Source organism: Pontibacter sp. LHS2, assembly GCF_058932845.1.
The window spans coordinates 825,715-852,657 of record NZ_JBZYWG010000002.1 but is presented as its reverse complement, the minus strand read 5'-3'; the positions used below and the strand labels follow the sequence as shown (position 1 = coordinate 852,657).

General features: G+C 49.5%; 27 protein-coding genes. 14 read left to right on the top strand and 13 right to left on the bottom strand.

Translation table 11 applies throughout. The features are described 5' to 3' along the window. The first annotated feature begins 45 nt into the window (after positions 1-45). Positions 46-2,892, top strand: coding sequence for a M16 family metallopeptidase (locus tag AC5FX6_RS12335; protein WP_493597357.1), 2,847 nt, complete (start codon positions 46-48; stop codon positions 2,890-2,892). A 111-nt stretch (positions 2,893-3,003) separates the two neighbouring features. Beyond that, positions 3,004-3,501, top strand: a complete 498-nt coding sequence (locus AC5FX6_RS12330; protein WP_493597356.1) for a DUF4112 domain-containing protein — start codon at positions 3,004-3,006, stop codon at positions 3,499-3,501. 1 nt (position 3,502) lies between these two features. On the opposite strand, the gene uvsE is transcribed toward AC5FX6_RS12330, so the two are convergent. The 4 genes from uvsE to AC5FX6_RS12310 all read right to left on the bottom strand — a co-directional run bounded on the left by uvsE (position 3,503) and on the right by AC5FX6_RS12310 (position 7,667). Beyond that, entirely contained in the window at positions 3,503-4,396 is an 894-nt protein-coding gene (gene uvsE / locus AC5FX6_RS12325) for a UV DNA damage repair endonuclease UvsE (protein ID WP_493597355.1), read from the bottom strand. Between the two features lie 81 nt (positions 4,397-4,477). Continuing rightward, positions 4,478-5,119, bottom strand: a complete 642-nt coding sequence (locus AC5FX6_RS12320; protein WP_493597354.1) for a carboxypeptidase-like regulatory domain-containing protein — start codon at positions 5,117-5,119, stop codon at positions 4,478-4,480. A 206-nt stretch (positions 5,120-5,325) separates the two neighbouring features. Continuing rightward, positions 5,326-6,045, bottom strand: coding sequence for a hypothetical protein (locus AC5FX6_RS12315; protein ID WP_493597353.1), 720 nt, complete (start codon positions 6,043-6,045; stop codon positions 5,326-5,328). A 386-nt stretch (positions 6,046-6,431) separates the two neighbouring features. Continuing rightward, a complete protein-coding gene (locus AC5FX6_RS12310; protein WP_493597352.1) occupies positions 6,432-7,667 on the bottom strand; it encodes a metallophosphoesterase in 1,236 nt (411 codons plus the stop codon). Between the two features lie 159 nt (positions 7,668-7,826). Here AC5FX6_RS12310 and radC point away from each other — a divergent pair, with 159 nt between their 5' ends. After that, positions 7,827-8,552, top strand: coding sequence for a RadC family protein (radC, locus tag AC5FX6_RS12305; protein WP_493597351.1), 726 nt, complete (start codon positions 7,827-7,829; stop codon positions 8,550-8,552). A gap of 139 nt (positions 8,553-8,691) precedes the next feature. Here radC and AC5FX6_RS12300 read toward each other — a convergent pair whose 3' ends face one another. From AC5FX6_RS12300 to AC5FX6_RS12265, 8 genes are all read right to left on the bottom strand, one after another. Then, on the bottom strand, positions 8,692-8,892 hold the full coding sequence (locus AC5FX6_RS12300) for a YwbE family protein (protein WP_493597350.1): 201 nt from the start codon (positions 8,890-8,892) through the stop codon (positions 8,692-8,694). Between the two features lie 6 nt (positions 8,893-8,898). Continuing rightward, a complete protein-coding gene (locus AC5FX6_RS12295; RefSeq protein ID WP_493597349.1) occupies positions 8,899-9,417 on the bottom strand; it encodes a hypothetical protein in 519 nt (172 codons plus the stop codon). Between the two features lie 74 nt (positions 9,418-9,491). Continuing rightward, positions 9,492-10,040, bottom strand: coding sequence for a GNAT family N-acetyltransferase (locus AC5FX6_RS12290; RefSeq protein WP_493597348.1), 549 nt, complete (start codon positions 10,038-10,040; stop codon positions 9,492-9,494). A 73-nt stretch (positions 10,041-10,113) separates the two neighbouring features. Continuing rightward, positions 10,114-10,581 (bottom strand): hypothetical protein, encoded by a 468-nt coding sequence (locus AC5FX6_RS12285; protein WP_493597347.1) that lies wholly within the window; start codon positions 10,579-10,581, stop codon positions 10,114-10,116. Between the two features lie 12 nt (positions 10,582-10,593). Beyond that, a complete protein-coding gene (locus AC5FX6_RS12280) occupies positions 10,594-10,767 on the bottom strand; it encodes a hypothetical protein (protein ID WP_493597346.1) in 174 nt (57 codons plus the stop codon). A 137-nt stretch (positions 10,768-10,904) separates the two neighbouring features. Next, positions 10,905-12,602, bottom strand: a complete 1,698-nt coding sequence (locus tag AC5FX6_RS12275) for a right-handed parallel beta-helix repeat-containing protein (protein ID WP_493597345.1) — start codon at positions 12,600-12,602, stop codon at positions 10,905-10,907. Positions 12,603-12,826: 224 nt separating this feature from the next. After that, complete coding sequence (locus AC5FX6_RS12270; RefSeq protein WP_493597344.1) at positions 12,827-14,686, bottom strand: pyruvate kinase; 1,860 nt, start codon at positions 14,684-14,686, stop codon at positions 12,827-12,829. Between the two features lie 75 nt (positions 14,687-14,761). Continuing rightward, positions 14,762-15,730 (bottom strand): polysaccharide deacetylase family protein, encoded by a 969-nt coding sequence (locus tag AC5FX6_RS12265; protein ID WP_493597343.1) that lies wholly within the window; start codon positions 15,728-15,730, stop codon positions 14,762-14,764. 155 nt (positions 15,731-15,885) lie between these two features. Between AC5FX6_RS12265 and AC5FX6_RS12260 the strand changes: the two genes are divergently transcribed. Beyond that, a complete protein-coding gene (locus tag AC5FX6_RS12260; protein ID WP_493597342.1) occupies positions 15,886-17,523 on the top strand; it encodes a glycerol-3-phosphate dehydrogenase/oxidase in 1,638 nt (545 codons plus the stop codon). On the opposite strand, the gene AC5FX6_RS12255 is transcribed toward AC5FX6_RS12260, so the two are convergent. Beyond that, complete coding sequence (locus AC5FX6_RS12255) at positions 17,480-18,409, bottom strand: LysR family transcriptional regulator (protein WP_493597341.1); 930 nt, start codon at positions 18,407-18,409, stop codon at positions 17,480-17,482. The two genes, AC5FX6_RS12260 and AC5FX6_RS12255, sit on opposite strands and share 44 nt — an antisense overlap. Before the next feature lie 95 nt (positions 18,410-18,504). On the opposite strand from AC5FX6_RS12255, the gene AC5FX6_RS12250 reads away from it, so the two are divergent. From AC5FX6_RS12250 to AC5FX6_RS12205, 10 genes are all read left to right on the top strand, one after another. Further along, entirely contained in the window at positions 18,505-19,995 is a 1,491-nt protein-coding gene (locus AC5FX6_RS12250) for an NADP-dependent isocitrate dehydrogenase (protein WP_493597340.1), read from the top strand. Continuing rightward, the gene (locus tag AC5FX6_RS12245; protein ID WP_493597339.1) at positions 19,949-20,218 is read left to right on the top strand and encodes a hypothetical protein; all 270 of its coding nucleotides are present in this window, start codon (positions 19,949-19,951) and stop codon (positions 20,216-20,218) included. The genes AC5FX6_RS12250 and AC5FX6_RS12245 overlap by 47 nt, the downstream gene beginning before the upstream one ends. 5 nt (positions 20,219-20,223) lie before the next feature. Beyond that, entirely contained in the window at positions 20,224-20,535 is a 312-nt protein-coding gene (locus AC5FX6_RS12240; protein WP_493597338.1) for a hypothetical protein, read from the top strand. Then, positions 20,511-21,347, top strand: a complete 837-nt coding sequence (locus AC5FX6_RS12235) for a DUF6671 family protein (RefSeq protein WP_493597337.1) — start codon at positions 20,511-20,513, stop codon at positions 21,345-21,347. The genes AC5FX6_RS12240 and AC5FX6_RS12235 overlap by 25 nt, the downstream gene beginning before the upstream one ends. A 3-nt stretch (positions 21,348-21,350) precedes the next feature. Continuing rightward, on the top strand, positions 21,351-21,845 hold the full coding sequence (locus AC5FX6_RS12230) for a hypothetical protein (protein WP_493597336.1): 495 nt from the start codon (positions 21,351-21,353) through the stop codon (positions 21,843-21,845). Beyond that, on the top strand, positions 21,842-22,804 hold the full coding sequence (locus AC5FX6_RS12225) for a sodium-dependent bicarbonate transport family permease (RefSeq protein WP_493597335.1): 963 nt from the start codon (positions 21,842-21,844) through the stop codon (positions 22,802-22,804). The genes AC5FX6_RS12230 and AC5FX6_RS12225 overlap by 4 nt, the downstream gene beginning before the upstream one ends. Before the next feature lie 218 nt (positions 22,805-23,022). Next, the gene (locus AC5FX6_RS12220; protein ID WP_493597334.1) at positions 23,023-23,655 is read left to right on the top strand and encodes a DUF1684 domain-containing protein; all 633 of its coding nucleotides are present in this window, start codon (positions 23,023-23,025) and stop codon (positions 23,653-23,655) included. A 125-nt stretch (positions 23,656-23,780) separates the two neighbouring features. After that, the gene (gene pheT, locus AC5FX6_RS12215) at positions 23,781-26,198 is read left to right on the top strand and encodes a phenylalanine--tRNA ligase subunit beta (RefSeq protein ID WP_493597333.1); all 2,418 of its coding nucleotides are present in this window, start codon (positions 23,781-23,783) and stop codon (positions 26,196-26,198) included. A gap of 2 nt (positions 26,199-26,200) precedes the next feature. Beyond that, entirely contained in the window at positions 26,201-26,497 is a 297-nt protein-coding gene (locus tag AC5FX6_RS12210; protein WP_299703094.1) for a hypothetical protein, read from the top strand. A 90-nt stretch (positions 26,498-26,587) separates the two neighbouring features. Next, positions 26,588-26,869, top strand: a complete 282-nt coding sequence (locus AC5FX6_RS12205; RefSeq protein ID WP_493597332.1) for a cell division protein ZapA — start codon at positions 26,588-26,590, stop codon at positions 26,867-26,869. Positions 26,870-26,943: the final 74 nt, after the last annotated feature.

The window sequence follows — 26,943 nt, the reverse complement described above, 5'->3', positions numbered from 1 at the left end:
CCTTTTCCAGGCAATGAACAACAACCTTAATTTTAAAAACTTTAGATGAACAAAAAGTTTTACACCCTGGCCCTGACAGCCATCTTGCTAGGTACGTCCGTAGAGCAGGTTGTACTGGCTCAGAAGCCGGTAACGTCAGCAGTAGCGGAACTGAATCAACCTATTCCGCTCAACCCGAATGTGCGTACCGGTAAGTTAGCCAATGGCCTGACCTATTACATCCAGAAAAACGGAACGCCCGAGAAACGTGCCGAGTTGCGACTTGCCGTTAACGCGGGTTCCATTCTGGAAGATGACAGCCAGCAGGGATTGGCTCACTTCACAGAGCACATGGCCTTCAACGGGACCAAGAACTTCAAGAAGAATGAGCTCATAAACTACCTGCAGTCTGTAGGGGTGAAGTTTGGAGCGCACCTGAATGCCTATACCGGTTTCGACGAGACGGTATACATCCTGCCTATACCCACCGACAAGCCAGAGATCATTGACAGAAGCTTGCTGATACTGGAAGACTGGGCCTTCAATGTGACCTTCGAAGGAGAAGAGATCGACAAGGAGCGTGGTGTGATCGTGGAAGAGAAGCGTTCACGGCAAGAGGCAGGTATGCGCATGGCTTACCAATACTTCCCGGTGCTTTTCAAAGACTCCAAGTATGCGCAACGTCTGCCAATCGGCACTGATGAAGTGCTCAAGACCTTCAAACACGAAGAGATCCGTCGTTTCTACAAAGACTGGTATCGGCCTGATCTGATGGCAGTCGTCGTAGTAGGCGATATCGACGTGGATGCGATGGAGCAGAAGATCAAAACGAGCTTTGGCAAGTATAAGGCAGCCGCCAACCCGAAAGAGCGCAAAAGCTTTGAAATTCCAAACCACAAAGAGACCTTAGTGAAAGTTGTGCGTGACAAAGAGGCCACCATGCCCGGCGTACAATTGCATTATAAGAAAGACGCTCAGAAGCTGAAGACGCTGGGTGATATGCGCAACAAACTGGCCCGCGACATGTACAACGGCATGCTGAACCAGCGCCTGAGCGAACTACAGCAGCAGGCCGATGCACCTTTCCTGTTTGCCAGCACAGCATATACCTCCTTGCAGGGCTTGAGCTCTAAAGATGCTTACTCGTCTTATGTGACCACAAACGAAAGCGGAGTGGTACGCGGACTGAAAACAGTGGCCGAGGAAAACGAGCGCGTGATGCGTCATGGTTTTACAGAGTCGGAATTCAACCGTTATAAAACCCAGATGCTGGCCTCGTACGAGCGAGCTTACAACGAGCGCAGCAAAACCAATTCGGGCGTATACGTGAACCAATACGTAGCCAACTTCCTCGACAACATGCCGGCCACAGGTATAGAGTTCCAGTTCGAGTTTATCAAAAAGCACCTGGAGGGTATATCGCTTGCAGAAGTGAATCAACTGGCTACTCAGTGGATGACGGATGAAAATCGTGTCGTGGTGATCACAGCACCGGATAAGGAAACTGTGAAGCTGCCGTCAGAAGCCGAGATTCTAGCCATTCTGAAAGAAGCCTCTACGGCCGATCTGCAGCCTTACGAAGACAAGATGACCGCTACCGCTCTGATGGAAGGAACGCCAAAGGCAGGTACGATCACCAAAGAGAGTAAGATCGAGAAGTTGGGTGTGACAGAACTAACGCTCTCCAACGGAGTGCGTGTTGTGCTTAAACCAACCGATTTCAAAGACAACGAGATCCTGATGTCGGCTTACAGCCACGGTGGTCACTCCCTTTATAATGATGATGATTACTATACCGCTTCTTTTACTTCCGAAATCGTGTCACGCAGCGGTGTGAAGGATATGTCGGCGGTAGATCTGCGCAAATTAATGGCTGGTAAGAGTGCCAATGTGAACGCTTTTATTTCAGAACTGCGCGAAGGACTTTCAGGTATGGCGACGCCAAAAGACCTGGAAACCATGCTGCAGCTTACCTACCTGAAGTTCACGGCGCCACGCAAGAACGAGCAGGACTTCCAGGCATTCCTGACGCAGTACAACGGCATCTTGCCTAACCTGATGGCTAGCCCGCAGAACTACTTCTCTGATCAGGTTTCGCGCATCATGACACAAGACCACTTGCGTGGCGGAGGTATACCTACAGTAGAGCAGCTTCAGAAAATAAACCTGGATCGGGCTTATGAAATATACAATGACCGCTTCAGCGATGCCAGCGACTTCACTTTTGTGTTTGTAGGTAACTTCGATGTAGAGCAAATGAAGCCAATGCTGCAAACTTACCTTGCTAGTCTGCCGACCAAAAACCGTAAAGAGAGTTTCAAAGATGTAGGCAAGCGTGCGCCAAAAGGTGTTGTGACCAAAGACTTGGTGAAAGGTACTGACCAGAAAAGCAATGTGATGATCAGCTTCCGTGACCAGACCAAGTACAGTAAAGAGAAAAGCTACCACCTGGCTGCCCTATCCGAAGTTATGAAAATCAGGTTGACAGAGAAGCTGCGTGAGGATATAGGCGGCGTGTACGGCACTAGTGTGTCAGCCAGCGCAAGCCGTGTGCCTTATCAGAACTACGCCTTCAATATCAGCTTCACCTGTGCTCCCGAAAACGTTGATAAACTGGTAGCGGCTACTTTCGAAGAGATTCAGAAGCTTCAGAAAAGCGGTGCGATTGAAGCCGATCTCAACAAGGTAAAAGAGGCTGACAGACGCAGCATCGAGACCAATATGCGTGAAAACCGTGCCTGGCTAAGCTCACTCGAAAGCGCTTATTACTACGGTGAGCAACCTGCAGCCATCAATGACAAGCTGGCGTTAGTGGAAAAGCTCAACTCTAAAGATATCAGTAAGGCAGCCAAGAGCTATCTGAAGATGAATAATTACATCAAAGTAGTGATGAACCCTGAGCCAGTCCAATAGGCGAACTCAAAACTCAAAACGGAGGTGCTGCATGCGACCTGGCTTAGGCTGGTCTCGTGCAGCACCTTTTTTTGTTATACCTTATCATTGGCTGCCTACGTATAGGCAGCTATGGAAACAGCGAACACGCACTATACCCGTACTCCCCGTACCGAAAACCTGAAGTGGGTTGACAGAATCACGCACTTGATGGACAACCAGTTCCGCTTTCCAGGAACGAACTGGCGATTTGGGTTGGATCCTGTGCTTGGTCTTTTTCCGGTAGTGGGTGACCTGGCATCTTTTAGTGTGTCTGCAATGCTTATCCTCACCATGGCCCGTTATGGTGCCAGCGGCAAGATGGTTACTCTGATGCTGCTCAATGTGGCGCTGGATGCGCTCTTCGGCAGTATCCCCATTCTCGGTAATATCTTTGACTTTGCGTTCAAGGCCAACGAACGAAATGTACGCATGCTGAGGGAGCACTACGAAGAGGGTAAGTACCAAGGCAGTGGCAAAAATATCATTCTGGGTGTCATTGTCGGCATCATCGTGGTATTCATCCTGCTGGTCTGGGCCATTTGGGAGTTATTAGCTTTTGTATACCAACTGGCGCAGGGCTGGTTTTAAGCTATATCCTGCCGAGCGCCTTTGCCACAGCCAATGCTTTGTGGGCACTGGCTTCCTTGTCCTTTATTTCCAGCATGATGTCCATGTCGATATCCTCCGTCTCTACGAGGAAGTCATGAAAAGCCTGTTCTCCTATACTCTGCACGTGTTTGCCTTTGCGCTCCCCAGGTGACTGAGCACTATAGTCTACCATCAGGGTGCCATCACGATCAGGCTGCCAGGTTTGAGCAGCCAGCATCACAGCTTCGCGCATAGACTCCCCGTTGTTGATGCATTCGTGATGGAGGTTGTCAAAGATGATGGGCATACCTGTCAGCTCGTGCAACACCAGGCAGTCAGTAAGGCTGTAGGTCCGGTCATCATTTTCTACGCATAGGCGGGCTTTTACCGCTTCGGGCAACATGGTGTGATATACTTCTGCAAAACGATGGAGAGCGGTCTCTTTATCGCCATAGGCACCGCCACCGTGTATTTGTAGCTTTGCTGAGGCGTCAAGTCCTATCAGATCCAGTATGCTGCCCTGGTATACAAGTTCGGCAATGCTGTTCTGCACCGTCTGTGGGTTGGGGGAGTTGAGCACTACAAACTGGTCCGGATGCATGGATATGCGCAGGTTGTGACGCTTAATGTAATCACCGAGCCGGCGTAAGGTTAGTTTAAAATGTTCCTGCCAGTTGTAAGTGTTGATAGGGTGTGATGCAAAAGGCACCAGATCAGAGGTTAACCTGAAAAAGAACAGACCGTTCTCGACATTGAACTCCAATATGCGGCGCAGGCAGCTCAGGTTCTGCTCCACTGTTTGAATAAGTCGCTCCTCAGAATAGGAGGCCAATCGAAAAGTGCGGGACGAAGAGCAGTCCAGTGTCTGGTTAATGCAGGGGTATCCGATTTTCATAGGTATAGAGGTATGTATGGCTATACCCTAACCTACGCATCTGCGGATTGTTTTGCCGAACCAGACCCTAGAAAGGAGCTATTAGCGGTCTAGTTCGAAACCCGTATTATCTTTAAAAAAGCGGTTGTAATTTTCTTTTTCTTCCCTGCGGCGCTTCAGTTCCTGAATCAGGAGTAATTGCTGCAGTTTCTGGTTCTGCTTTCCTTCTTTAGAAAACATATCATAGAGCAGCGAGATAGGGCTTAGCGGTGTAGGGGCAACAGGAGGTGGCGGAGGCCCAGGCTCTAACTCAGGACGGTAGCCTTTGCGCTTTACATACTCTGGCTCTTCCTTTTTCATGTTACGCAGCGCCCGTTGTATCATTTCCTCAGATGGACGGCTTGTGATCTCTACTTCGCCCAGCATCACATTGTCTGGCTGCAATACGATGTTCACGCGAAGTTCTGAAACAGGCAGATTGCGGGGGAGGTATAGCAGGGACTTAAAGCCAACAGCACGAATCAGTAGTGTATCACTTTGGTCTATATCAATCAGGAACTTACCTTCCTCATCGGAGATAACGCCGTAATTAGTGCCATAGCGAATGACGCCCGCACCAGGTATAGGCGTGGTCTTGTCAGGTTCGAGCACGGTACCGCTCACACGGATATTGCGCTGTGCCTGGGCAGGCAACAGACATACCAATAGCAGGGTAGAAATAAGTAGCAGTCGCAGTAGGGGCATGTTGCAGCAGCGGCCACTTTAGCAGTGGCAAAGGGTTAATGTCAATACGCCAGAAAAGGCTTAAAAGTATACCATTGCCAAAATAAATAGTAGCAAAGCGGCATGATGCTAAATTACTAAAATTTAGCGTAAAACAGGCTTAAAATGCGAAAGCCCGTAGCTACGGGCGCTACAGGCTTTCAACACTATTTATACGTTCAGGAAATCTATTGGTTTCTCTTCATATTGGTGCCTGAGTTCGGGTTGCTGCTGTTTGTGCCAGGCTGATTGCTATTAGTACCAGAGTTGTTCATCTGGCCATTATTATTCATTTGATTCTGGTTCTGTATCGTACCAGAGTTGTCCAGCTGATTAGTGCCGTCATTGCTCATGCCCCAGTAGTTGGCACGTTTATCCAAGTACTGGCGAAACTGTTCCTGAGTTAGGATAGACTGCAACTCACGGTCTGTATCCTGCATGATACGCTCACGCTCCGTATCCAGGTCGGTAGTGCCTGTTGTACCAGCGGTATTGTTTTGTGCGTTCGTGTTCATATTGGTTCGGGTGTCGGTCATGGTGCCTCCATCTCTATCGTATCGGTCTTTTTCGGTAGTGGCCATATTGTCAACCTCTTCGGCTACCTGACCACCCATGCGGCTAGTTTCATTGTAGTTGTACTCTAATTCTCCTAATCGACGCTCTCGGTCATAAAGCACCTGCTGTACTCGGCTCTGAGTGGCAGTGTCGAGACGCATATCTGTTGCCATCTGGCCAGAAATACGCTCTGAATTGTTACGCCATGCCGCGTCAGAGTTTGCCATATCGGTTGTCGTGCCCATGGCTGTTTCATTGCCTCTGATATGACTTGGGTTTACATTTTCGTCCTGGTTAGCGTCTGCTGTTTCATACGTTTTACCTCTGTCTTCTGTACAAGAAGCAAACATCATGGCACTAACTATAGCTATTGAATAAAATACCTTTTTCATCTTTCAAATACTCTAAATTAAAAATCTAAAACAAAGCTTATTTGTCTAAAATAGTATAAAACAAATATTGCTTGTCCTAGTGTTTTACGACGAAAGGCATGATAGGTTTATGCGGAGGATTGTGGTTAGCTTTCAGAAAACATCTTTCAAGCCCCTTTGGTGTGTGTTGAGAGATGGTTTTTGGGCGCTGGTAGATTTTTGATATTATTAGCAATAATGAAGTCTGATTAAGTGTTTTTTTGTTCTGTTAATATGACAAAATATATATGCAGGTATTGCTCTAAATACAGCGAGCTGACCATTTATGGTCAGCTCGCTGTATTTAGAGTGAATTGGATAAGGTCGTTTTAAGCTTTTCTTAGCTCAAACACTGTGATTTCGGGTAGGAAGCCTACACGGCCTGGGTAGCCGATAAAGCCAAGGCCTGTGTTAACGTATAAGTGCTGTCTGCCTCGTTTGTAAAGGCCCGCCCACTGTTCGTACACATACTGCACCGGGCTCCATTTCAGGCCAGGTACATTGACACCGAACTGCATGCCATGGGTATGACCCGAAAGAGTCAGGTCTATGTCATCATACTTCTGGTTGATCTCGCCGTCCCAATGCGAAGGGTCGTGCGAAAGCAGCACCTTAAACGGACTGCTTTCTGCTCCGGCGTAAGCCTTGGTCAGATCACCGTATTTCGGGAATCCGGCTCGGTTACCCCAGTTCTCCACACCTAACACAGAGATATATTCTCCGTCTTTTTGGATGAGGCGGTTCTCATTCAGGAGCACATCCCAGCCCATACGGCGCTGTGTTTCGATCAGGGTCTGCAGGTTTTGTGCCTTGGTTTCACGGCTCTCCCAGCTCACATAGTCACCATAGTCGTGGTTGCCAAGTACTGAAAAAACGCCTTGCTTTGCCCGAATCTCTTTCAGGGTATCCACGTGCGGCATCAGTTCGGTGGCTACATTGTTCACAAGGTCACCCGTGAAAAACACCAGATCCGCCTCCTGCTTATTGATAAGTTTAACAGCCTCTTTCAACGGCTCTGTAGAGGTAAAGCTACCCGTGTGCATATCCGAGATCTGCAGCATCTTGAAGCCCTCAAAAGCCGCTGGCAGATTCGGGAAACGGAGAACAATATTTTTGACGCGGTAATCATAGGCGCCTTTTACCATACCATAGATAAAAGCCGAGAACGGCACAGCCGCCACCAACAGGCCCATCTGGTTAAGGAACTTGCTGCGGGAAGGGTCAAAAGTTGTTTCTCCGCTATTTACGTTGTTGAAAACCAGCTTGCCAAGGCGTAGGGCATCATCCACAAAAAGGAAGAGCACCACGACTAGCTTAGAGGCGAAAATGATGAATAGCGTGCTGGCCAGGTACGTTTTGAACGCATCGGGAGGTGTGCCCCGTGTAAACGAGGCAAGTGCAAATGTGCCAACTGTAATCGCAAAAATAGCCCAGTGCAGGATGAAAATGATGCGCTGTGTACTGGCAGAAAGGTTTTGGCTTACCGTTTTGATGGCCTGAAAGACATAAAAGTCCACCAGGAATAGGATGAAAATGACTATTCCTATTGAAAAGAATCGTTGCATGTTGTATGGTAATAGCTGCTTAGGAACACACCGCAGCAGCTTTTGTTTAAAATTGGATATTATGATAAAAAAGTAAGCAAACCGCCCACATACTCTGAACTATTTTCAGGTGAAACAGATTCACTTAACAATCTTTTATCTAACAAAATCTGTACCGCAGTGAAAGAAGAAGTTACGTCTGCACTTTTGGCATACGACACCGCCAACCTCAATATCAAGACCTGGGCTGAAGAAGACCGCCCCCGCGAGAAACTCCTGCTCAAAGGCAAGTCTGCCCTAAGCGATGCCGAGCTGATTGCCATCTTGATCGGCTCTGGCACCCCAAAACTGACTGCTGTAGACGTAGCCAAGCTTATACTGGCAGCCGTGGGCAACGACCTGAACGAATTGGCCAAACTGACAGTAAAAGACCTGACTAAAATAAAAGGTATAGGCGAAGCCAAAGCCATCTCAATTGTAAGTGCGCTCGAACTAGGGCGCCGCCGCAAAGATACCGCTGCCGCCGCTAAAACCCGCATTACCTGCTCTACTGACATCTACAACTACATCAAGCCTCAACTCCTGGATCTGCCGCACGAAGAGTTCTGGGTGATTCTGCTGAACCGCGCCAACGTGGTAATGAAAAAAGAAAGTATTAGCAGTGGAGGCGTGGCCGGCACAGTAGCCGATCCGAAAATGATCTTCAAGAAAGCCATCGAGCAGCTGGCAAGCTCCATCATACTGGTGCACAACCACCCCAGCGGTAACATCAAGCCGAGCGCCGCCGATATCGCCCTCACCAAAAAAATGAAAGAAGCCGGACAGTTCCTGGACCTGCCCATCCTAGATCACATCATCTTCACGGACAATGACTATTATAGCTTTGCTGATGAAGGGATTTTATAAGCCTGAAAAAATTCTATAATTGTCATTTCGAACGCTAGTGAGAAATCTGGTTATATTAAATCTTTACTTCCAGATTTCTCAGAGTTTCGCTCACCCCCTTCAACCTGCGTCTCAGGCGTGTTCAAAAAGACAAGGCCGTTTAATCTTCTTCCAAAACTTCTTTCACCCTGCCGACTTCCCCTGTCTCTAGCCTGACTTTGATACCATGCGGGTGGTTAGGCGAATTGGTGAGAATGGCTTCTACGTAACCCTCTGTCAAGTAGCCGGTGCGCTGGTCTTCTTTGAGCACGATGTTTACATGCGATCCTATCTTGATGTTACTGCGTTTGGTGCCGTCCATGTTAGTTTAATACTTAGGTTGGGGTTTTGAGATGATGTGTAGAAATTCTTCTTCGTCGTTTAAGCTCCAGCGTACAGGGGCCATTACATCCTGTTTTTTAATTTCTACTTTTTCGATCTGTTCCAGATTAGCCAAAATCAGGCTCGTGTCTTTAACTAATTGATTGTTGATGATCACTCTTAGGTTTTGCTGAGCGGCAGGTATATCGTATTTGGTATAAATATCCTCTAAAGTAGCCCATGATGCTGTTGGGTTTGTCTTGATGAGGACCGCTCCGTTTTTAGCTTTGTCGCCAAATTTACTTGTCGCCTGTTCATCTTTCAGTACTTCAGCGCTTTCAATGTGCCTGGCCGCTATCAGTGCCAGACTTGCTTTCTCTACCTGCTTGCCATCAACCTCAATGTAAGGCTGTGGTTGCTGCACGATCACTTGCTTTTGCTGTTCTTTTGGGTGGATGAGTTCTTGCTGCGCAAAGGCCTGTAGGCTGCTAGCGGCGAAGAGGAAAGAGAAGATAAGTTTTTTCATAACAGGGTGTTTACATACATGTGGTGGTCAGTATAACACACCAAATGGAACAAGCTTCAGATAACAAATTCCGCTCAGGATGTAACTTGTTTTCTGGCGATCCAGTCTTCCTTTGCGATCTTATATACGTAATTTAATTTTGGTAACTCTCCGAAATAAGCCACCTGTTGTTCAGAAACCTTTTCGGCACCCAAGCGGCCAATCGCTACCTGTGAACGAATGTTGTTTGCGCCGATATGAAAGTATACCTCTGTCACGTGTTGGAATAGGTAGTCCAATAAGAGTGCTTTTACTGCATGGTTAATCCCTGTACCCCAATACGCTGTGGCATAGAAGGTATAGCCGATCAGGATGCTATTGTCTTGTGCATTGTAATCGTACATACGGATGCTGCCAGCGATATTGCCGGTTGCCTTATCCACAATCTTAAAGGCGCCCTTGCTCTTCATAGCACCATCAAAAAAAATCCGGAAAACATCTTTCTTCCAGCGGTCATTGTTGGGGTGCTGCTCCCATATTTTAGGATCAGATGCTACTGCATACAATGCTTCAAAATCACTTTCCTGCAAAGGATAAAGGATGGCTTTGTCGTTTTCTAATGTGGGTTGTGTACTGAATGACATTGTTGATGATAATATGGTCTAATTTCAGCGGATGAGTAATTCGAAGCTTCAGATGCGCTCTATTATATAATTGTCAGGGCATGAAAAGCATATTCCACTGTGTATGAGTATGGCGGAATGCTGATTGTTTGTAGCGCTGTTCGGCCAAGCTATCCAGCCATTTACCTTCCAGTTTTTGAAGTATATAACTAAACACATGCTTGCCTTCCGCTCCCTCCGCAACCTGCCCTTTTCTGCCGACCGAATCTGCTTTCATCTGTTGATTATCAGATTCCACCATTCGTTCGATCAGGCGGTAGTCTTCCATGGACAATACTGGCTCTGTAAAACCGCTACTGTCAAATTCAATCAGTGTGTTAACGGCGGCAGAGTTGTTGAAGCCTGCCTGTAATAACTTTTTAAAATAAGTCAGTTTAAACTGCTCAATGTAGATTGTTCTGTACTGTTGCTTCAGTAATCTTTGTCTGCTGGTGCTACACTGTGTACAGGTTCCTAAAATGAAAAGTAAAAGGAGTGAATATGTAACAGTTGATTTGAACATAACTTATTGAAATTATCGCTTATGCTTCCGAATATTCACCCACATACTGATAATGGCCAAAGCTAAGCCAGCACCAATAAAAGCCCAGCCAATGTATTTGTTATCGGAAAAGTGACCAATATTTATGACGAGCCCCGCTATAGCTAAGGCCACAGCAATAATGCCCAATAAGTTGAAGGATTTCATAAGCTGACTTTAGGTATACACAAAACTTATAAAAAGCTTGTACAAGAAAGATACATAGAATTGCCGGTATATTCATTTTCCTTTTCAAGATTTCTCTGTTCACCATTAAGTTCTGAATTCTTCAGTTTCCCAGGATTTCAACTGTCTGAGCTTTTGAATAGCCCCCTTAACCATTGTAACCACTTCGGTCGGGTATCAGCGACAGCTCCAATGTCAGGCGCAGCGACCGGGTGGATCGTGTTGCCCAGGATGTCATTTGAAGCAGGAGAGAAAGGTGGAGGAAGCGGCACTGCTATACCTTGGCCAATCAGCGGGGACTTTTTGAGGAGGCTATATTTTTCGCGCAGGGCTTGTAAGTTTAATGGATAGCCGAGAGTGCCAGCTGTGCCTGGTGAGGATAATTCAGGGTTAGCAACTATACCAGTTGGCTGGTTATCGTTCTTTTCCTGACCTGTAGCGGATCGGAAGTCCTGTAAGGAGGTATAGCGATGCTCGCCCCACTGGAAGGTATAGGTATTGTTCTCATTGTAATATGCATTGTTTTGAAAACGCACATCAAGCGCGGCCGTGTCTGTGGCGACTATCAACGGGGCGCCGTTGCGGGTGTAGAAGATATTGTTGAAGAAGCGTACGTTGTGGTGCTGACCACTTTTGAAAAGCACACCACCCCCCGTTGCCGCTATACTTTGGTCAGCGAATACAGTATTGTTATACACGAGCAAGTCTCGATTACCACCGTTATGATTTTGTTCAGCTACCCAGAGTGTGATGCCTTTGTAGTCGTTTTTTCTTCCGTCATTCTCCGAGATGTTGTACCTGATGATGTTGTTAAACATCGGACGTGCCCACTCAAACTGTGCGATCAGGAAGCCCGCTCCGTCATTGTCATGGGAGTAGTTGTATTGCAGCACAGAGTTTGTCACGCCGCCGTCCAGGTCAAAGCCGCCGCCATCACAGCCGCTGCCCGCACTGATGTTGTAGGCTTCGTTGTATTGGATAATGATGTTGTTGGCATCCCAAGCCCAAATACCGACTGGACCGCCACAGTGCGTATTGCCCATGCCGGAGCTGTGCACCACACTGTGCTCGATGGTACCCCCATCCACATCCGAGAGCACAATACCGCTGCCGCTATGCTTGTCCGGCAACGACAGGCCGTATACCTGGTACACGTGGCAATGACCGATGTACACATTTCGGTGTGCATAACCTGTTTTGTTCTGGTCGAATTCCCCCCAGGTGTTGATGCCTTCAGAACCAATATTGTGTACGACAGTGCGGGTGATGCGCACATTCTCAAAACCACTATTGCCACTCCAAGCCCCGATCGATATACCTGATTTTCGGAATCTTGACACATCTACCTGATCGATCACAATATGCGGCAGCTTAACGTCGCCGGGCAGGTCATTGTAAAACAGGATGCCGTTGTTGTCATTGTGGTCAGGGCCATTACCTTTGAAGTTCAGGTTGCGGATTTCTATACCTGCTACATTGTGCGCATAAAACCCATAGCTGGAGTCAGCGTCGATCGTGGCGCGGCCATTTCCAAAAGAACTGATGACTAAGGGAGTGCCTTTGCCCTGGAAATTACCCTGATGAAAATACAGGCCACCCGCGAAGGTATAGCCACCTTCCAGTAAGAGCGTATCACCTGGGTTATACCTGTGGCTGTTTGCTTTGGCAATAGTGCGCCAGGCTGAAGCACGCGAAGTGCCCAGGTTGGCATCGTCGCCTTTGGAACTGAGGTAATAGGTGTTCGCCAAGGTATAGGGGGCTGTGCAAAGGTATAGAAAAGAACAAATTAGAAGCGCCAGGGCCTGTTTCATGATCATGTTGCGCCAGGTTAGAAATGTAAAGACGAGTGCGGTTGAGAAATCGTATCCTGACTTTTACTAGATACGGTGATGGTTCATTATGATCTTGTTAAGGTGGTCCTGATGAAGTTGAATTTGTATTTCAATCTAAATATAAGTGTTCTAAACAGGATGCTTGTATCTTGAATAGCCTGAATGGTTAGCAGCAGGTATAACCAGATGGTGGCCATACCTGTAAGCGTTTAATCTACTGCTTCGTTAGTGGGCATTTCGAGTTCCGAAACGTGCAGTAAGCGCAACATAGATGTTTTCTTGTGCTGATGTTCCTGCATTCGTTTCAAGATGTCGTCGAGTAGCTCAATAGCTCGCAGCACATAGGGTCCTTTATTGAGCATCACGCAATCAGCCCGTTGCGACATGGCCGCATCAGTGATTTCGGCACGTGACGGACGCCCCTTTTTGGAGAGCGACTCCAGTACCTGTGTGGCCCATACTACAGGTATATGCGCTGCTTCACAGAGCCACAAGATCTCTTCCTGCACCTCCGCTAACCGTTGCCAACCACATTCTACGGCCAGGTCGCCACGCGCAATCATGACGCCGGCAGGATGGGTCTTCATAACGGTGAGCAATAGGCGGGGGAGGTTCCGGAAACCTTCTTTGGTCTCGATTTTCAGCATAATGCCCAGCTCCGGAGCCTGCAAGCGCTTCAACTCCTTGTGCAACGCCTCAATCATCTCAGGCTGGTTCACAAATGACAAACTGACGGCATCGGCATACTTTACCACAAAAGCCAGGTTTTTACGGTCCTGCTTCGTGAGGCCTTCCAAATTCAGCTTGGTCTCGGGTAGGTTGATGCCTTTGTCGTACAGCAGACGGCTACCTGATTCTTTGGCTTCAGTAATTTTTACGAGTAAGGCGTCATTTCCCGCTTCCATGATTACACCCGCAATTTTGCCGTCGTCAAACAAGATCGGGTGGCCTGTCTTTACGCGGTCGAACACTTCCGGCAGGGTGCAGGCAATGTGGGCAGGCTTCACGATGTGGCCTTCGGCATCGTACAAAGCAGGTTCACCTGGAGTTTGCTCTTTAGTGAGTACCAGTAAGTCGTCTTTGCGCAGGTAGATGGGGACCTCACTGGCTGGAAGTTTTCCTACTTTGGCCGCTCGATTCAGGGCGCTCTGTTTATTGATGGTTAGTTCTGTGCCTGTTTCGATGTATGACGTCTTGAAAAGATGCGCCAATACGCCTTTTTCTTTGCGCTGCATCACAGTCAAAGTGCGTTTGCGGCCACGTGTGTCCTTGAATTTGAGCTTGTCGCCCTGTTGCAACTGTGCTACCCAGGCTTCGTCGAGCGGCAGACTGGCATCTATAGGAACTTCGCTTTCCACACCGGCTGGTGCGAGCCATACCTTTGCCGGCGACACAAGCTGGCCCAGTTCGTTCTGTATCGGGCGGATGGGCAACAAAGCGGGTCCTGGCTTGAGCGGACCCGTGCGCAATTTCGGCCCCATCAAGTCCATCAGGATCTTGCAGCTTCGACCTGTTTCCGCTTCAGCTTTGCGGATGGAATCCACCATGGCTTCCCATACCTTTTCATTATCGTGGGCACAGTTGATGCGGGCACAGTCCATACCGGCCAGTAACATACGCTTGACCAGCTCGTGATCGTGGGCCAGGTCAGTGGAGAACGTGACCATGATCCGGGTACTGCGCTTTTGAGGTGCAGTTCCCAGTAATTCGTCTGTGTGCCTATCCAGTAGCGCTTTGCTCTCAGTAAAGGAAACTGCGACAGGTCTTTTGATGGGAGCGCAATCACGCAATTGGCAGAGCATGTCATGTACCGCCTGTAGACTGGCCAGTACATGCCCTTCGGCGCGACCCAGTGACGACAGGCCCATACGGGACAAGCTCTCTTGCAACTGACGGATATCATGCTGCCGCAAGGAAAGATAATGCAGTAAGTTCCGGGCACTTTTTCGGAAAGACGGATGCACGCTTTTGATAGCGCCGTCAAACTTTTTGTCCAGCACAAGGGCGTCCTGGTGCAACTGGTCCAGCTGCGCGACCATCTCCCTGATTTGTTTCTCGTCTGTTTGCATTATGTGAGTAAGTATGGCATACTATCAAACTGAAGAGAGAGGAGTAGGGTTGCTTGTGACCAGGCGAGTTATGAGTTAAAAACTGTTCTTCATAGCTCTGTGCATCGATGGTGCACTCCAATAGCCGCTCGCAATAATTCGCCTGATCGAGTGCAGCGGATCTTGCGGGTCACGTTTGCCAGCCAGTTGGAAAGCCGCTACCATACCACGCTCTTTCAGTTCAGGTATAGCCTCCGGGTTCCAGAGTCCGAAGGGGTAGGCGAAATACTCGATCGGTTTACCCGTGATTTCCTGTAGCTGTCGCGACGGCTTTTCTACCTGCGTCACCCAGTCTTGTCCCTGGTATTTTTTTACATTCTGATGATCCCAGGTATGCGAACCAATCACGTGCCCCTTGTCCGAGAGTTCCTTTACCTGTGCCTTGGTCATGTAGTTGGGCCTGCCCAGCGATACGGTCATGATGAAGAACACGCCCTTGAAACCATACTTTTCGAGTTCGGGGGCGGCCACGGTGTATTGTCCGATGCTGGTATCGTCGAAGGTAAGCATGACGGGTTTTTCGGGCAGAGGGGTGCCGGTGGTGAGATAGGCCAGCAGCTGGTCAGGAAGCACTGTCTGGTAGCCGCTGTCAGCCAGCATTTTGATATGGTCTTTGAAGCGATCTTCCGGGATGATATAATCTTTGGCCTGCTTGGAGTCTTTTTCACGCCAGTCGCGCACCTGGTGGTAGCACAAGATAGGCACCTGTTTGCGGGCGATGATGGTTTCGGCATCGGCGATGGAGGTGGCTGCTACAGCCGTAGCCTGCGTGTTGCTGGTAGGTATAGCCGACTGTGATTGGGTAGTTGCCGCCGCTTGTAGGTATAGACTGTCAGGTGCAGGCAGAGCAGCATCGGTATTTTCGGGGGACGCAGGTATAGCGGCTTCAGTGGGCGATTGCGTTTCGGCGGTTTTGCCCTCCTGCACACAGGACGAAAAGCCAAACAACAAAGCGGACAAAAATGCAAAAACACGGAAGCGGAAACGTGAGTAAAGGTAGTTCATGGTAAGATTTGTAAGCGGTATAATGTTAGCGATTTTTTAGCTTCCGTCACATCCTTCGAAGAGAAAAATCCACATGAATTTATCAGTAAAAAGCACTACCTTAAGCTATCATTCACAAAGCGATCACCAAACCCACGCTATACCTGAAACCGCCTATGGCAGTTGTTCCCTTTACCCGCAAGGCCATGCTACGGCAGCTAACTGAAGTATCCGAGTGGGACGTGCTGGTTATTGGCGGTGGCTCCACAGGTTTGGGAACTGCCCTGGATGCTGCTTCGCGTGGGTATAAAACACTTTTGCTGGAGCAGTCGGATTTTGCCAAGGGTACGTCGAGCCGGAGCACCAAGCTGGTGCACGGCGGGGTGCGCTATCTGGCACAAGGCAACATTCGGCTAGTGTTCGAAGCGCTTCGGGAGCGGGGACTGTTGTTGCGAAATGCCCCGCATGTGGTGTCGGTGCAGCCTTTTGTCATCCTTTGCTATACCTGGTGGCAGCGCTTTTTCTACGGCACCGGCCTGACTATGTATGATTTTCTGGCTGGCAGGTATAGCCTGGGCCGCACTACCTGGTGGAACTATAAAACGGTACTCGAACGCATGCCGAATATTAAGACCGAGAACCTGAAAGGCGGCATTGTGTACTACGACGGACAGTTCGACGATGCCCGCCTGGCCTTGAACATCGTCCAAACTTGCGCCGAGCAAGGCGGTACGGTGCTTAGCTACGTACGGGTAACTGGTCTGACCAAAGAATCAAACGGGAAAGTAAGCGGTGTGGAGGCACTGGACCTGGAAAATGGACAAGCCTATACCTTGCGGGCCAAAGTAGTTGTAAATGCCACAGGCGTATATGTAGACGACATCCTGCAGCTCGATCAGCCTACTCAGAAACCGCTTGTCATGCCCAGCCAGGGTGTGCATGTAGTGTTAGATAAATCCTTCCTGCCAGGCGACACGGCCCTGATGATTCCCAAGACCCCCGACGGTCGCGTGCTATTCGCTATACCTTGGCAGGGCTACGTACTGGTCGGCACAACCGACACCCCCCTACAGGAACTAAGCCTGGAGCCCGTGGCACTGGAAGCCGAGATCAACTTCATCCTGCAGACTGCCGGGCAATATCTGCAAAAGCCCCCGACACGACAGGATGTTCGGAGCGTATTTGCAGGGCTGCGCCCCCTGGCCGCTCCCGACAGTGAAACAGGGAATACCAAAGAGATCTCCCGAAGTCATAAATTGCTGATAGCATCGTCAGGTCTTATCACCATAACAGGCGGCAAATGGACGACCTACCGGCAAATGGCCGAAGACACGGTAGATGCAGCCATTCGGGTTGCAAGCCTGCCAGCTATACCTTGTCGCACCGAAAAGCTGCCCATTCACGGGGCTATACCTGCATCAGGTATACCTGTGGCAAATGTCCCATCAGAACTTGCCAGGTATGGCAGTGATGCAGCAGCTTTGCAGGATCTGATGCAGTACGCACCTGAATTGGCCCAAAAGCTGCACCCTGATTTTGGCTATACCTTGGCCGAAGTAGTTTGGGCCGCGCGTCACGAGATGGCCCGCACTGTGGAAGATGTGCTGGCCCGCCGGCTTCGGTTGTTGTTTCTCGACACCAGCGCTGCTATAGATGTAGCCCCCGCCGTAGCAGCTGTGCTGGCCCGGGAACTGAACCGTGACGAAGCATGGCAACAGGAGCAGGTAGCGGCGTTTAACATGCTGGTAAAGCATTACCTGCCGCAGGATACTAATCTTTATACTTGCCAACCCAGTCAAAGTGCTGCTGAATGATACTGCTTTTCTCCTGCTGTATGTAAGAAAGGTATGCCTCGGCCACAGGTGAGAAACTTTTGTTTTGCAGCCAGATCAGGTTCCAGGAGGTTATCAGTGGCAGACCATCCACAGGTATAATCTGCAGGTCTTTCTGGTTGAGCTCGTTCTTGATCCCGATCAGCGGCATGATGGAATAGCCCAGCCCAGCCAACAGCGCCTGTTTCACCGCTTCGTTAGAAGTCAGTTCTATCTTTTTCTTAACACTTACTTTGTTGCTGGAGATAAAACGCTCCATGGTGAGGCGCGTACCGGAGCCCGGCTCTCTATAGATTAATGGAAGACTTTTAAACACCTCAATACCGTGGGGCTCACCACCGTTTTGCGGCAGCTCGCGCCCTACCAAGTGTAGCCTGTTCTGCATCAGCTCTACATAGTCCACCTTCAGGTGCTCCGGCAGAATGGATACCAAGGCAAAGTCTGTTTCATTGTTCTCGAGGCACTCCAGCACTTTCGACTTGTTGGTCACATCCATTACCAGCTCCACTCCCTCGTGCTGCTTCAGAAAACCGGAAAGGAAATAAGGCATCACATACTTGCCAGTCGATACCACCGACAGCTTCAGCCTGCCCGAAAGGAGCCCTTTATGCGCGAGCGTTTTGAAGTTGATGGCATGTACCTCGTTTAGTATTTTCTCTGCCGCTACGGCCAACTCCTTCCCAAAATCAGTGACATGCAGCTTCCTGCCGATGATCTCGGTGAGAGGAATGTCAAACTGCTCCTGCAGGTTTTTCAGCTGGATCGATACCGCTGGTTGCGACAGGTGCAGCTCTTCTGCAGCCTTCGTGATGCTCTTTGTCTGTGTGATTTTCAGGAAGACGTGCAGCTGGTGCAAAGTGTAATGCATAAAAATTGTTTATGTATACCATTAAAATTATAAAGTATTATTTATAAATCAAAAATATGATGTTTGCGGTTGTAAATCAAACAACGCCAAATAATATGATAACACTTAATCAAGACCCGACAGTCAAGGCACCAGTCGGTATAGCTACCCGCACCAAAGTGGCGGTAGCCAAAGGAGATGGCATTGGGCCAGAGATTATGGAGGCGACGCTGCGCGTGCTCGAGGCAGCAGGAGCCAACATAGAGGTGGAGGAGATTCAGGTAGGAGAGCATGTATACCTGACAGGTAATTCCTCCGGCATCACAAAAGAAGCCTGGGAAGTGATCCGGCAAAACAAAGTGCTACTAAAAGCACCTATCACGACCCCACAGGGCGGCGGGTATAAAAGCCTGAACGTGACCATGCGCAAAATGCTGGGACTGTATGCCAACGTTCGCCCCTGTACCAGTCTTGCTCCCTTTGTTAAGACCAAGCACCCGGTGATGGATGTGGTGATTGTACGGGAAAACGAGGAGGACCTGTATGCCGGCATCGAACACCAGCAGACCGATGAAGTAGTGCAATGCCTGAAGCTCATCAGCAGGCCCGGATGTGAGAAAATTGTCCGCTATGCCTTTGAGTATGCCCGTCAGTACGGCCGTAAGAAAGTAAGCTGCTTTACGAAAGACAACATTATGAAGCAGACGGACGGACTGTTCCACAAAGTGTTTGACGAAGTGGCCGCAGCGTATCCGGACATACAGCACGAGCACTGGATTGTGGACATAGGCGCCGCTATGCTGGCTGACTCGCCGGAGAAGTTTGATGTGATCGTGATGCCCAACCTCTACGGCGACATTCTGTCTGATGTGGCGGCGCAGATCACAGGCTCGGTCGGCTTGGCGGGCTCTGCCAACATCGGCGAGACCTGTGCCATGTTCGAGGCCATCCATGGTTCGGCACCGCTTATTGCCGGCTTAGGTATCGCCAACCCTTCGGGCCTGCTACAAGCGGCCTGCATGATGCTCAACCACATCGGGCAAAACGACATCGCTGAAAAAATCTACAACGCCTGGCTGAAGACAATAGAAGAAGGTGTGCATACCCCTGACATCTACCAGGAAGGCACCAGCAGCCGCAAAGTAGGAACACAGGAGTTCGCCATGGCTGTGATCCAGAATCTGGGGCAAAAGCCTGCCCAGCTTAGCTCGGTCGCCTACGCCAAGGGTATAAAATTCAACCTGCCCAAGTACACGCCTAAACCCGCTGCAACTAAAGAGCTGCTGGGAGTAGATGTGTTTGTGCACTGGCATGGCAGAGACCCGGAAGAAATAGCCAGGCAGGTACAGCTACTGAACACGCCGGAGGTAAAGCTAAGCATGATCACGAACCGGGGTATCAAGGTATGGCCGGAAGGCTTTGCCGAAACTTTCTGTACCGACCACTGGCGCTGCCGCTTCCAGCATGTGCAGGAGCAGCCGATAACAAAAGAGCACATCGTTGCCATTCTGATGAAAGCCATCCAAAACAATATAGACACCATCAAAACAGAAAACCTATATGCCTTCGATCACAAAAAATCCTTTTCGCTTGGACAAGGGCAGTAACCCAACGCATTCTGCCCTGCCTGCGGCGAGCGGCGAGAGAAAAACGCCTTTAAAACTGCGCCTGCAGTTGGCACTCAATGGGCTTGTCGTGCTGGTCTGCCTTTCCCTGCTGGCCTATACCAATGACATTGCCGTGAATGAGCTTTGCAAGGCCTTAGCCATTTTGGTTTGTCTGAACATGTTCCGGGTAATTTCAAACAGTAACACCTTAACTGAAAAATAAAGAATATGGAAACTATCAAATTTATAGACGGAAGCTTTACGCCCGAGGAGGCAAAAGAAATCCTGGTTGAAGTGATCACTAAGAAGGTCAACTTCCATAACCTGAAAAACTACATCTCGACCATCCGTTTTGACCAGCCGGACGAGGAGTCAGAAAGAAGATTGGAAGAGTTGAGGGAGGCGAAGGAGAAGGTGCTCCTGCTTATTGAAGAAGCCAGGAGAGACAACCGCAACTTCATCATAGAATCCACGATCAACATAGCACTGGAAAATCAGGAAACGCCTGAAAGAAGATGTTTAGAGGCAGAAAGCTACTAATTGCCACCAAGCATCAGAAAGAAAAGGTAATGGCGCCTTTGCTGGAGGAAGCACTTGGGGTAAGCTGTGAAGTGGCTGTGCAGCTCGACACAGATGTGCTGGGGACGTTTACCGGCGAAGTGGAACGTGAAGCAGACCCGGTGACAACCGCACGCAGAAAATGTGAAATGGCTATGGCGTTGCACGGCTGCGATTTGGCTATTGCCAGCGAAGGCTCTTTCGGGCCGCACCCGGTGCTAGGCTTTATACCTGTTGACGAGGAGTTCCTGCTGTTGCTGGACAAAAAGAACAACCTGGAAATAGTGGTGCGGGAGCTAAGCACCAATACAAACTTCGCGGGTGAAACCCTGACCACAGAAGAGCAACTGCTGGCCTTTGCAGCAGAAGTGAAATTCCCCTCGCATGCACTGGTGATCAGGCCAGCGCGGACTTCTTCCAGAAATGTGGTCAAGGGGATCACCGACACGGCACAGCTGGTGGAAGTGTTCCGGCAACTCCGGGAGCAACACGACCTGGTGTATGTAGAAACGGACATGCGGGCGATGTACAACCCAACCCGCATGTCAGTCATCGGGCAGGCAACCGAAAAGCTACTGTCCAAAGTGAATTCCTGCTGTCCTGCCTGTCATACCCCGGGTTTTGGAGTTACCAGTGTCAAGCAGGGGCTGCCCTGTGGCGTCTGCGGCTTTCCGGGGAAGTCCATCCTAAGCGAAAAGCTTAGCTGCCAGAAGTGCGGACATCACACAGAACGTCTGTACCCAAACAATAAAAAGGTAGAAGACCCTGCCTATTGCCAACTTTGTAATCCTTAATCCATGAAAAATGTATTGTTCCTGATATGCCCCAGCAGCAAGCTGGAGCATTTTCTAAGGAAGAAGTATCAGCATGCCTATTTTCTCACCTCACTTGCTGCCGTTTTCAGGCTAGAGGAGCAGGCCTATGTGGAGGAGCTGGTCGACTTTATAGAAAGGGAGTCTATAGAAGAGGTGATCATTGTCAACGATGTAGCCTGTCGGTTTATAGAAAGTGTGCTGTCGAAGCAGAAAGGATACGGCACGTATGCTGAAGAAGTGCTCATCGATCTGCTGGTCGATCACTATGCCGAAGTAATGGGCAGCCAGTATGCCGCCAGGCAAAAGTTGCGGTTGGCAAAGCTGAACGTGCAGCGACAAATGCAGGCCCTTTTGCACATCGACTACTTTCTGCAGCAGGTTGTGCTGCAAATGCTGCAAGTAAAAGGGCTCGTCACCTCCGTAGCAACAGGTAAAGTAGCAGTTGTGAAAACGCCTAAAACTGTGTTCTCTGTATGAACCTGCAACTGTTGATTGAAAACCTGACAAGTCCGGCCCTGCTTTTCTTTGTCCTGGGAATTTTGGCTGTTCATGTAAAAAGCGACCTGGAAATTCCCCCAACCTCTTCAAAATTCATATCACTTTACCTGCTGTTTTCCATAGGCTTTAAAGGAGGGCAGGAACTGGCGCACAGCAGCTATAGCCTCGAGATTGTATGGGCCCTGTTGTTCGGGGTACTGATCTCCTGTGCTATTCCGCTGTATACCTTCTTTCTTCTGAAAAGGAAGTTGAGTGTTGAGAACGCAGGTGCTATTGCCGCTGCCTACGGGTCTGTGAGTGCCGTTACGTTTGTCGCCGCCGTGTCCTTTCTTGAGTTTCAGCAGCTCCCGTTTAGTGGGCACATGGTCGCGGTCATGGCATTTATGGAGGCGCCTGCCATTATAGTGGGGGTTATCCTTATCAGTTTGTTCTGCGACAGAAAAGAGCATGCCCCCAGTCTGAAGCATATTGTGCATCATTCCTTCACAAACGGGAGTGTGTTGCTTATTCTGGGAAGCCTTGCCATCGGCATGCTGGCCAGCGAGCAGCAGGCGCAGGGCATAAAACCGTTTACTTCCGATATTTTCAAAGGGTTCCTGGCGATCTTTCTGCTGGACATGGGCATCATGAGTGGGCGTAAGCTGCAGGACTTCTTTAAGAGCGGCTGGTTCACCTCTCTTTTTGCGATTGTGATTCCGCTGCTAAACGGGTGTGTAATAGCCATATTGAGTGGCCTGGTGACAGAAGACCCCGGAAACAGGCTGATGTTTTCGGTGCTGGCGGCAAGCGCCTCCTACATTGCAGTGCCAGCTGCCATGAAAATAGCCGTACCGCAGGCAAACCCAGGTATCTTTTTGCCCATGGCGCTGGCTGTCACCTTTCCATTCAACATCACCTTAGGTATGCCGATTTACCTTTCCGTGATCAGTAGCTTTTAAAAATAAAGTTTAGGTGCAGTGCTGTTTGTAGAGGTAGCTACCTTCGCTAACTGGTTAAAAAGCTGGTTGCGAGGGTGGCTACCTCTTTTGCTTTAGGTTTGGCAGGCTTGTTTTGACATACAATGGGAAATTAGCAGGTAAAGAGGAAGAGGAGAAGCGTTACAGTTTATACTTCTCTCCAAAATTTCCGACCTTTGTCAGAGTTATTAAAGCTAATCATGCAACGACCCATCAAGCTTATCATCATAGCCGGCATTGCGCTGGTACTTTTTTACTTTGTGCGCGAGTCTTTTATGAGTGACGACAACTACCTGATACCACTACAGAAGGAGCGGGAAGACAAGGACTTATCGTTCCGTAGCCGCACCAACAGCCCTTTTGAGGAGGCCGAGCGCCGTGCTTTCAGCAATTTGGTGTACTTTGAGCCCAACCTGGACTACCGCGTGAAGGTGAAACTGGATGAGGTTGAGCCCAAAGACACCGTGCACATGCCGATGACCAATGGCAGTACAGAGGCCTATTTGCGGTACTTCATCGCCAATTTTGAGCTAAAAGGAGAACCGCAACGACTCACGCTTTACAAAAAAGTGAAAGAAGCGGAGGAAAAGCTGTTCGTTCCCTTTACTGACAAAACCAACGGCTTCGATACCTATGGCGGAGGACGCTACATCGATGTACCGTTTAAGGAGGGCGCCAAAACTGCCACCATCGACTTTAACCGCGCCTATAGTCCCTTTTGCGCCTACAACCCCGAGTACGTGTGCCCCGTGCCGCCCAAAGAAAACCGCCTGACCGTGGCAGTAGAGGCGGGCGAGAAAAATTACGAGAAGGCACATCCGGTGGTAGAGTAGTCTGGGGATGATCCTTTGTCATGAAGTCCAAAAGACAAAAGGTCTTTTGGAACAAAATAATCCTTAATTTTGGGAATTAGCTTCAACCAAGCGAGGCTATACCTTACAGAACAACAGAAATAACCATGCTGATTTCATTCGACTGGCTGAAACAACTCATTCATATAGAGAAGACCGCTGAAGAAACGGGTGCTTTGCTGACAGGCGCAGGTCTTGAAGTGGAGGCGATTCATAACTTCGATCAGGTAAAAGGTGGCCTGGAAGGCATCGTGATAGGCGAAGTGCTTACTTGTGAGCGCCATCCTGACGCTGACCGTCTGAGTGTCACCACTGTGGATATAGGCACAGGTGAGCCGAGCCAGATCGTGTGCGGTGCGCCAAACGTGGCCGCCGGGCAGAAAGTGGTGGTGGCCACCGTGAACAGTACGCTATACCCAACCGGTGGTGAGGCTTTCAAGATCAAGAAGTCTAAGATACGCGGTGCCGCTTCCGAAGGTATGATTTGCGCCGAAGATGAAATTGGTGTAGGTACTTCGCATGCAGGCATCATGGTGCTCGACACCGACCTGCCGAACGGTACGCCGGCTGCCGAGTATTTCGGGCTAGGCTCTGACAAGGTATTCGAGATCGGTCTGACACCAAACCGTGCCGACGCGGCTTCGCACTTAGGTGTGGCCCGTGACCTGAAAGCCCTGTTGCGTGTGCCTTATACCTTGCCTTCGGTAGAAGACTTTACAGTTAACAACACGTCCCGCTCGATTGAGGTGGAGATCGAAAACATAGAGGCTTGTCCGCGCTATGCTGGTGTAACCGTGAGCGGTGTGAAAGTGGGTCCTTCGCCTGAGTGGCTGCAGAAGCGCCTGCGTGCCATCGATCTGGCTCCGATCAACAACATCGTGGACGTAACCAATTACGTGCTGCACGAGTTGGGCCAGCCCCTGCACGCCTTCGATACGGATAAGATCAAAGGCGATAAGATTGTGGTGAAGACCGCCGAAGCTGAAAGCAAATTTGTGACACTGGACGGTGTGGAGCGTAAACTCAACGCCAACGACCTGATGATCTGCAATGCCGAGGAGCCGATGGCGATTGGCGGTGTGTTCGGTGGCAAAGAGTCAGGTGTGAGTGACGAAACGACGAGCATTTTCATTGAGAGTGCTTATTTCTCACCAGACTACATCCGTCGCACAGGTATGGCGCATGGTCTTAAGACCGATGCCTCTTTCCGCTTTGAGCGTGGTACTGACCCTAATATCGTGATTACCGCTTTAAAGCGTGCCGCTTTGTTAGTACAGGAAGTAGCAGGTGGTGAGGTGAGCTCCGATATCGTGGATGTATATCCGCAGCCGATTCAAAACCTGGAACTGACGCTGGATATTGCCCGTGCCCATACCTTGATTGGCCAGCACATCGGTGCCGAGCGCATGAAAGAAATCCTGACCGATTTAGGTATAGAAGTGACCGACGAAACGGAAGAGAAGCTGCATGTGTCAGTACCGCCATTCAAGGTGGACGTGACCCGTGAGGCCGACTTAGTGGAGGAGATTCTGCGCATCTACGGCTTCAACAACATCGAAGTGAGCGAGCACATGGCCTCTGCCTACATGGCTAGTTTCTCAAAACCTTACCCGGAGGATGTTAACAAGACGATACTGGACTACATCTCGGCCAACGGTTTCCACGAGATTATCACGAACTCCATCACCAACTCCAACTACTACGCCGCTGGTGGGGACGAGGAGACGGCCGGACTGGTAAAGGTGCTCAACTATAACAGCGAAGACCTTGACGTGCTGCGCAAGAGCATGGTGTTCTCGGGTCTGGAAGTGCTCCGTTACAACATCAACCGCCGCCAGCGCGACCTCAAGGTATACGAACTCGGCAAGGTATACGAGCAACTGGAGGACGGTTACAAAGAGAGTCGCAAACTGGCGCTCTACATGGTGGGGAACACTACTGCCGAAAGCTGGAAACAACCTGCCATGAAAGTGGCTTTCCACGATCTGGCCAGTGTGGTGCAGAACGTGTTGCAGAAACTCAATGCCGCCGACTACGAAGTACAGCCGGTGGAGGCAAGCCGCTACATGCGCCAAGGCATCACCTATGTGAAGAACGGTACCGTGATCGCGCAGGTCGGTTTGCTGGACGCGACCGTGACCAAAGCCATGGATGTGAAAGAGCAGGTATGGTATGCCGAACTCAACTGGGACTACCTCCTCAAGAAATACAAAGACAAACTGGTGGCTGAGGAGCTTCCGAAATTCCCGGAAGTGCGCCGTGACCTGTCGCTGGTAGTAGACAAGAGCATGACCTTTGAGCAACTGAAGCAAGTGGCCCTGCGCACTGAGCGCAAACTTTTGCAAAGCGTGAACGTGTTCGACGTGTACGAAGGCGACAAGATAGAAGCAGGCAAGAAGGCCTACGCTTTGAGCTTCACTTTGCTGGACCGCCAGCAAACTTTGACCGACAAAGTGATCGATGGCGTAATGAACCGCCTGATGCAGCAATTTGAGAAACAGCTGGGAGCTATTATCCGCAAATAGTTATGGCAAAAGAGAAACAACTGCAACAGCTTCAGTCCATTGAGGACAAAGTGCGTAAGCTTCTGAGTAAGCACGACGACGTGTTACACAAACTTGTAGCCGCTCAGGAAGAAATTAAATTACTGGAGTCGCAGTTAGAAGAACGGGAACAGCAAATAAAAAATTTTCAAAATCAAGAGAATATTGTTAAGATTGTAGATACGATAGCAGGAAACACTGCAAATTCGACAGAGTTAAAGCTGAAGTTAAACGAATATATAAGGGAAATTGATAAGTGTATCGCCTACTTGCGTGACTAGCGGGAGGCAGTGAGCCGGAGCCGGACATACGGCAGGCCATTGCAGGAAAGCAAAGAAACGAGGTAGCCCTATACCATAAGAACGCAACGGATGGGTGAATTAGCAATTAAGATTCGCATCGCAGAACGCGAGTATCCGATGCGGGTGAAGGAAGAAGAAGAAGAAAGGCTTCGGGTTGTAGGTAAACTTTTGAATGAGCGTCTACGCTTCTTCAAAGACCAGTTTGGCATACAGGATAAGCAGGATTTGCTGGCCATGGTGGCTTTTGAGACCATGGTGGACAAGCTGAAACTGGAGGATGACAAAAACAACCATCTGGCCAAAGTGGGAGAACAACTGAGCGTACTGGACGATCTCTTATCAAATAAGTAAACATATTCCGAGGCGGCTTCCCAAGCGGCCTCTTTAACTACGGTGTGGTTTGTAAGACCACCTCACTGTCCTGC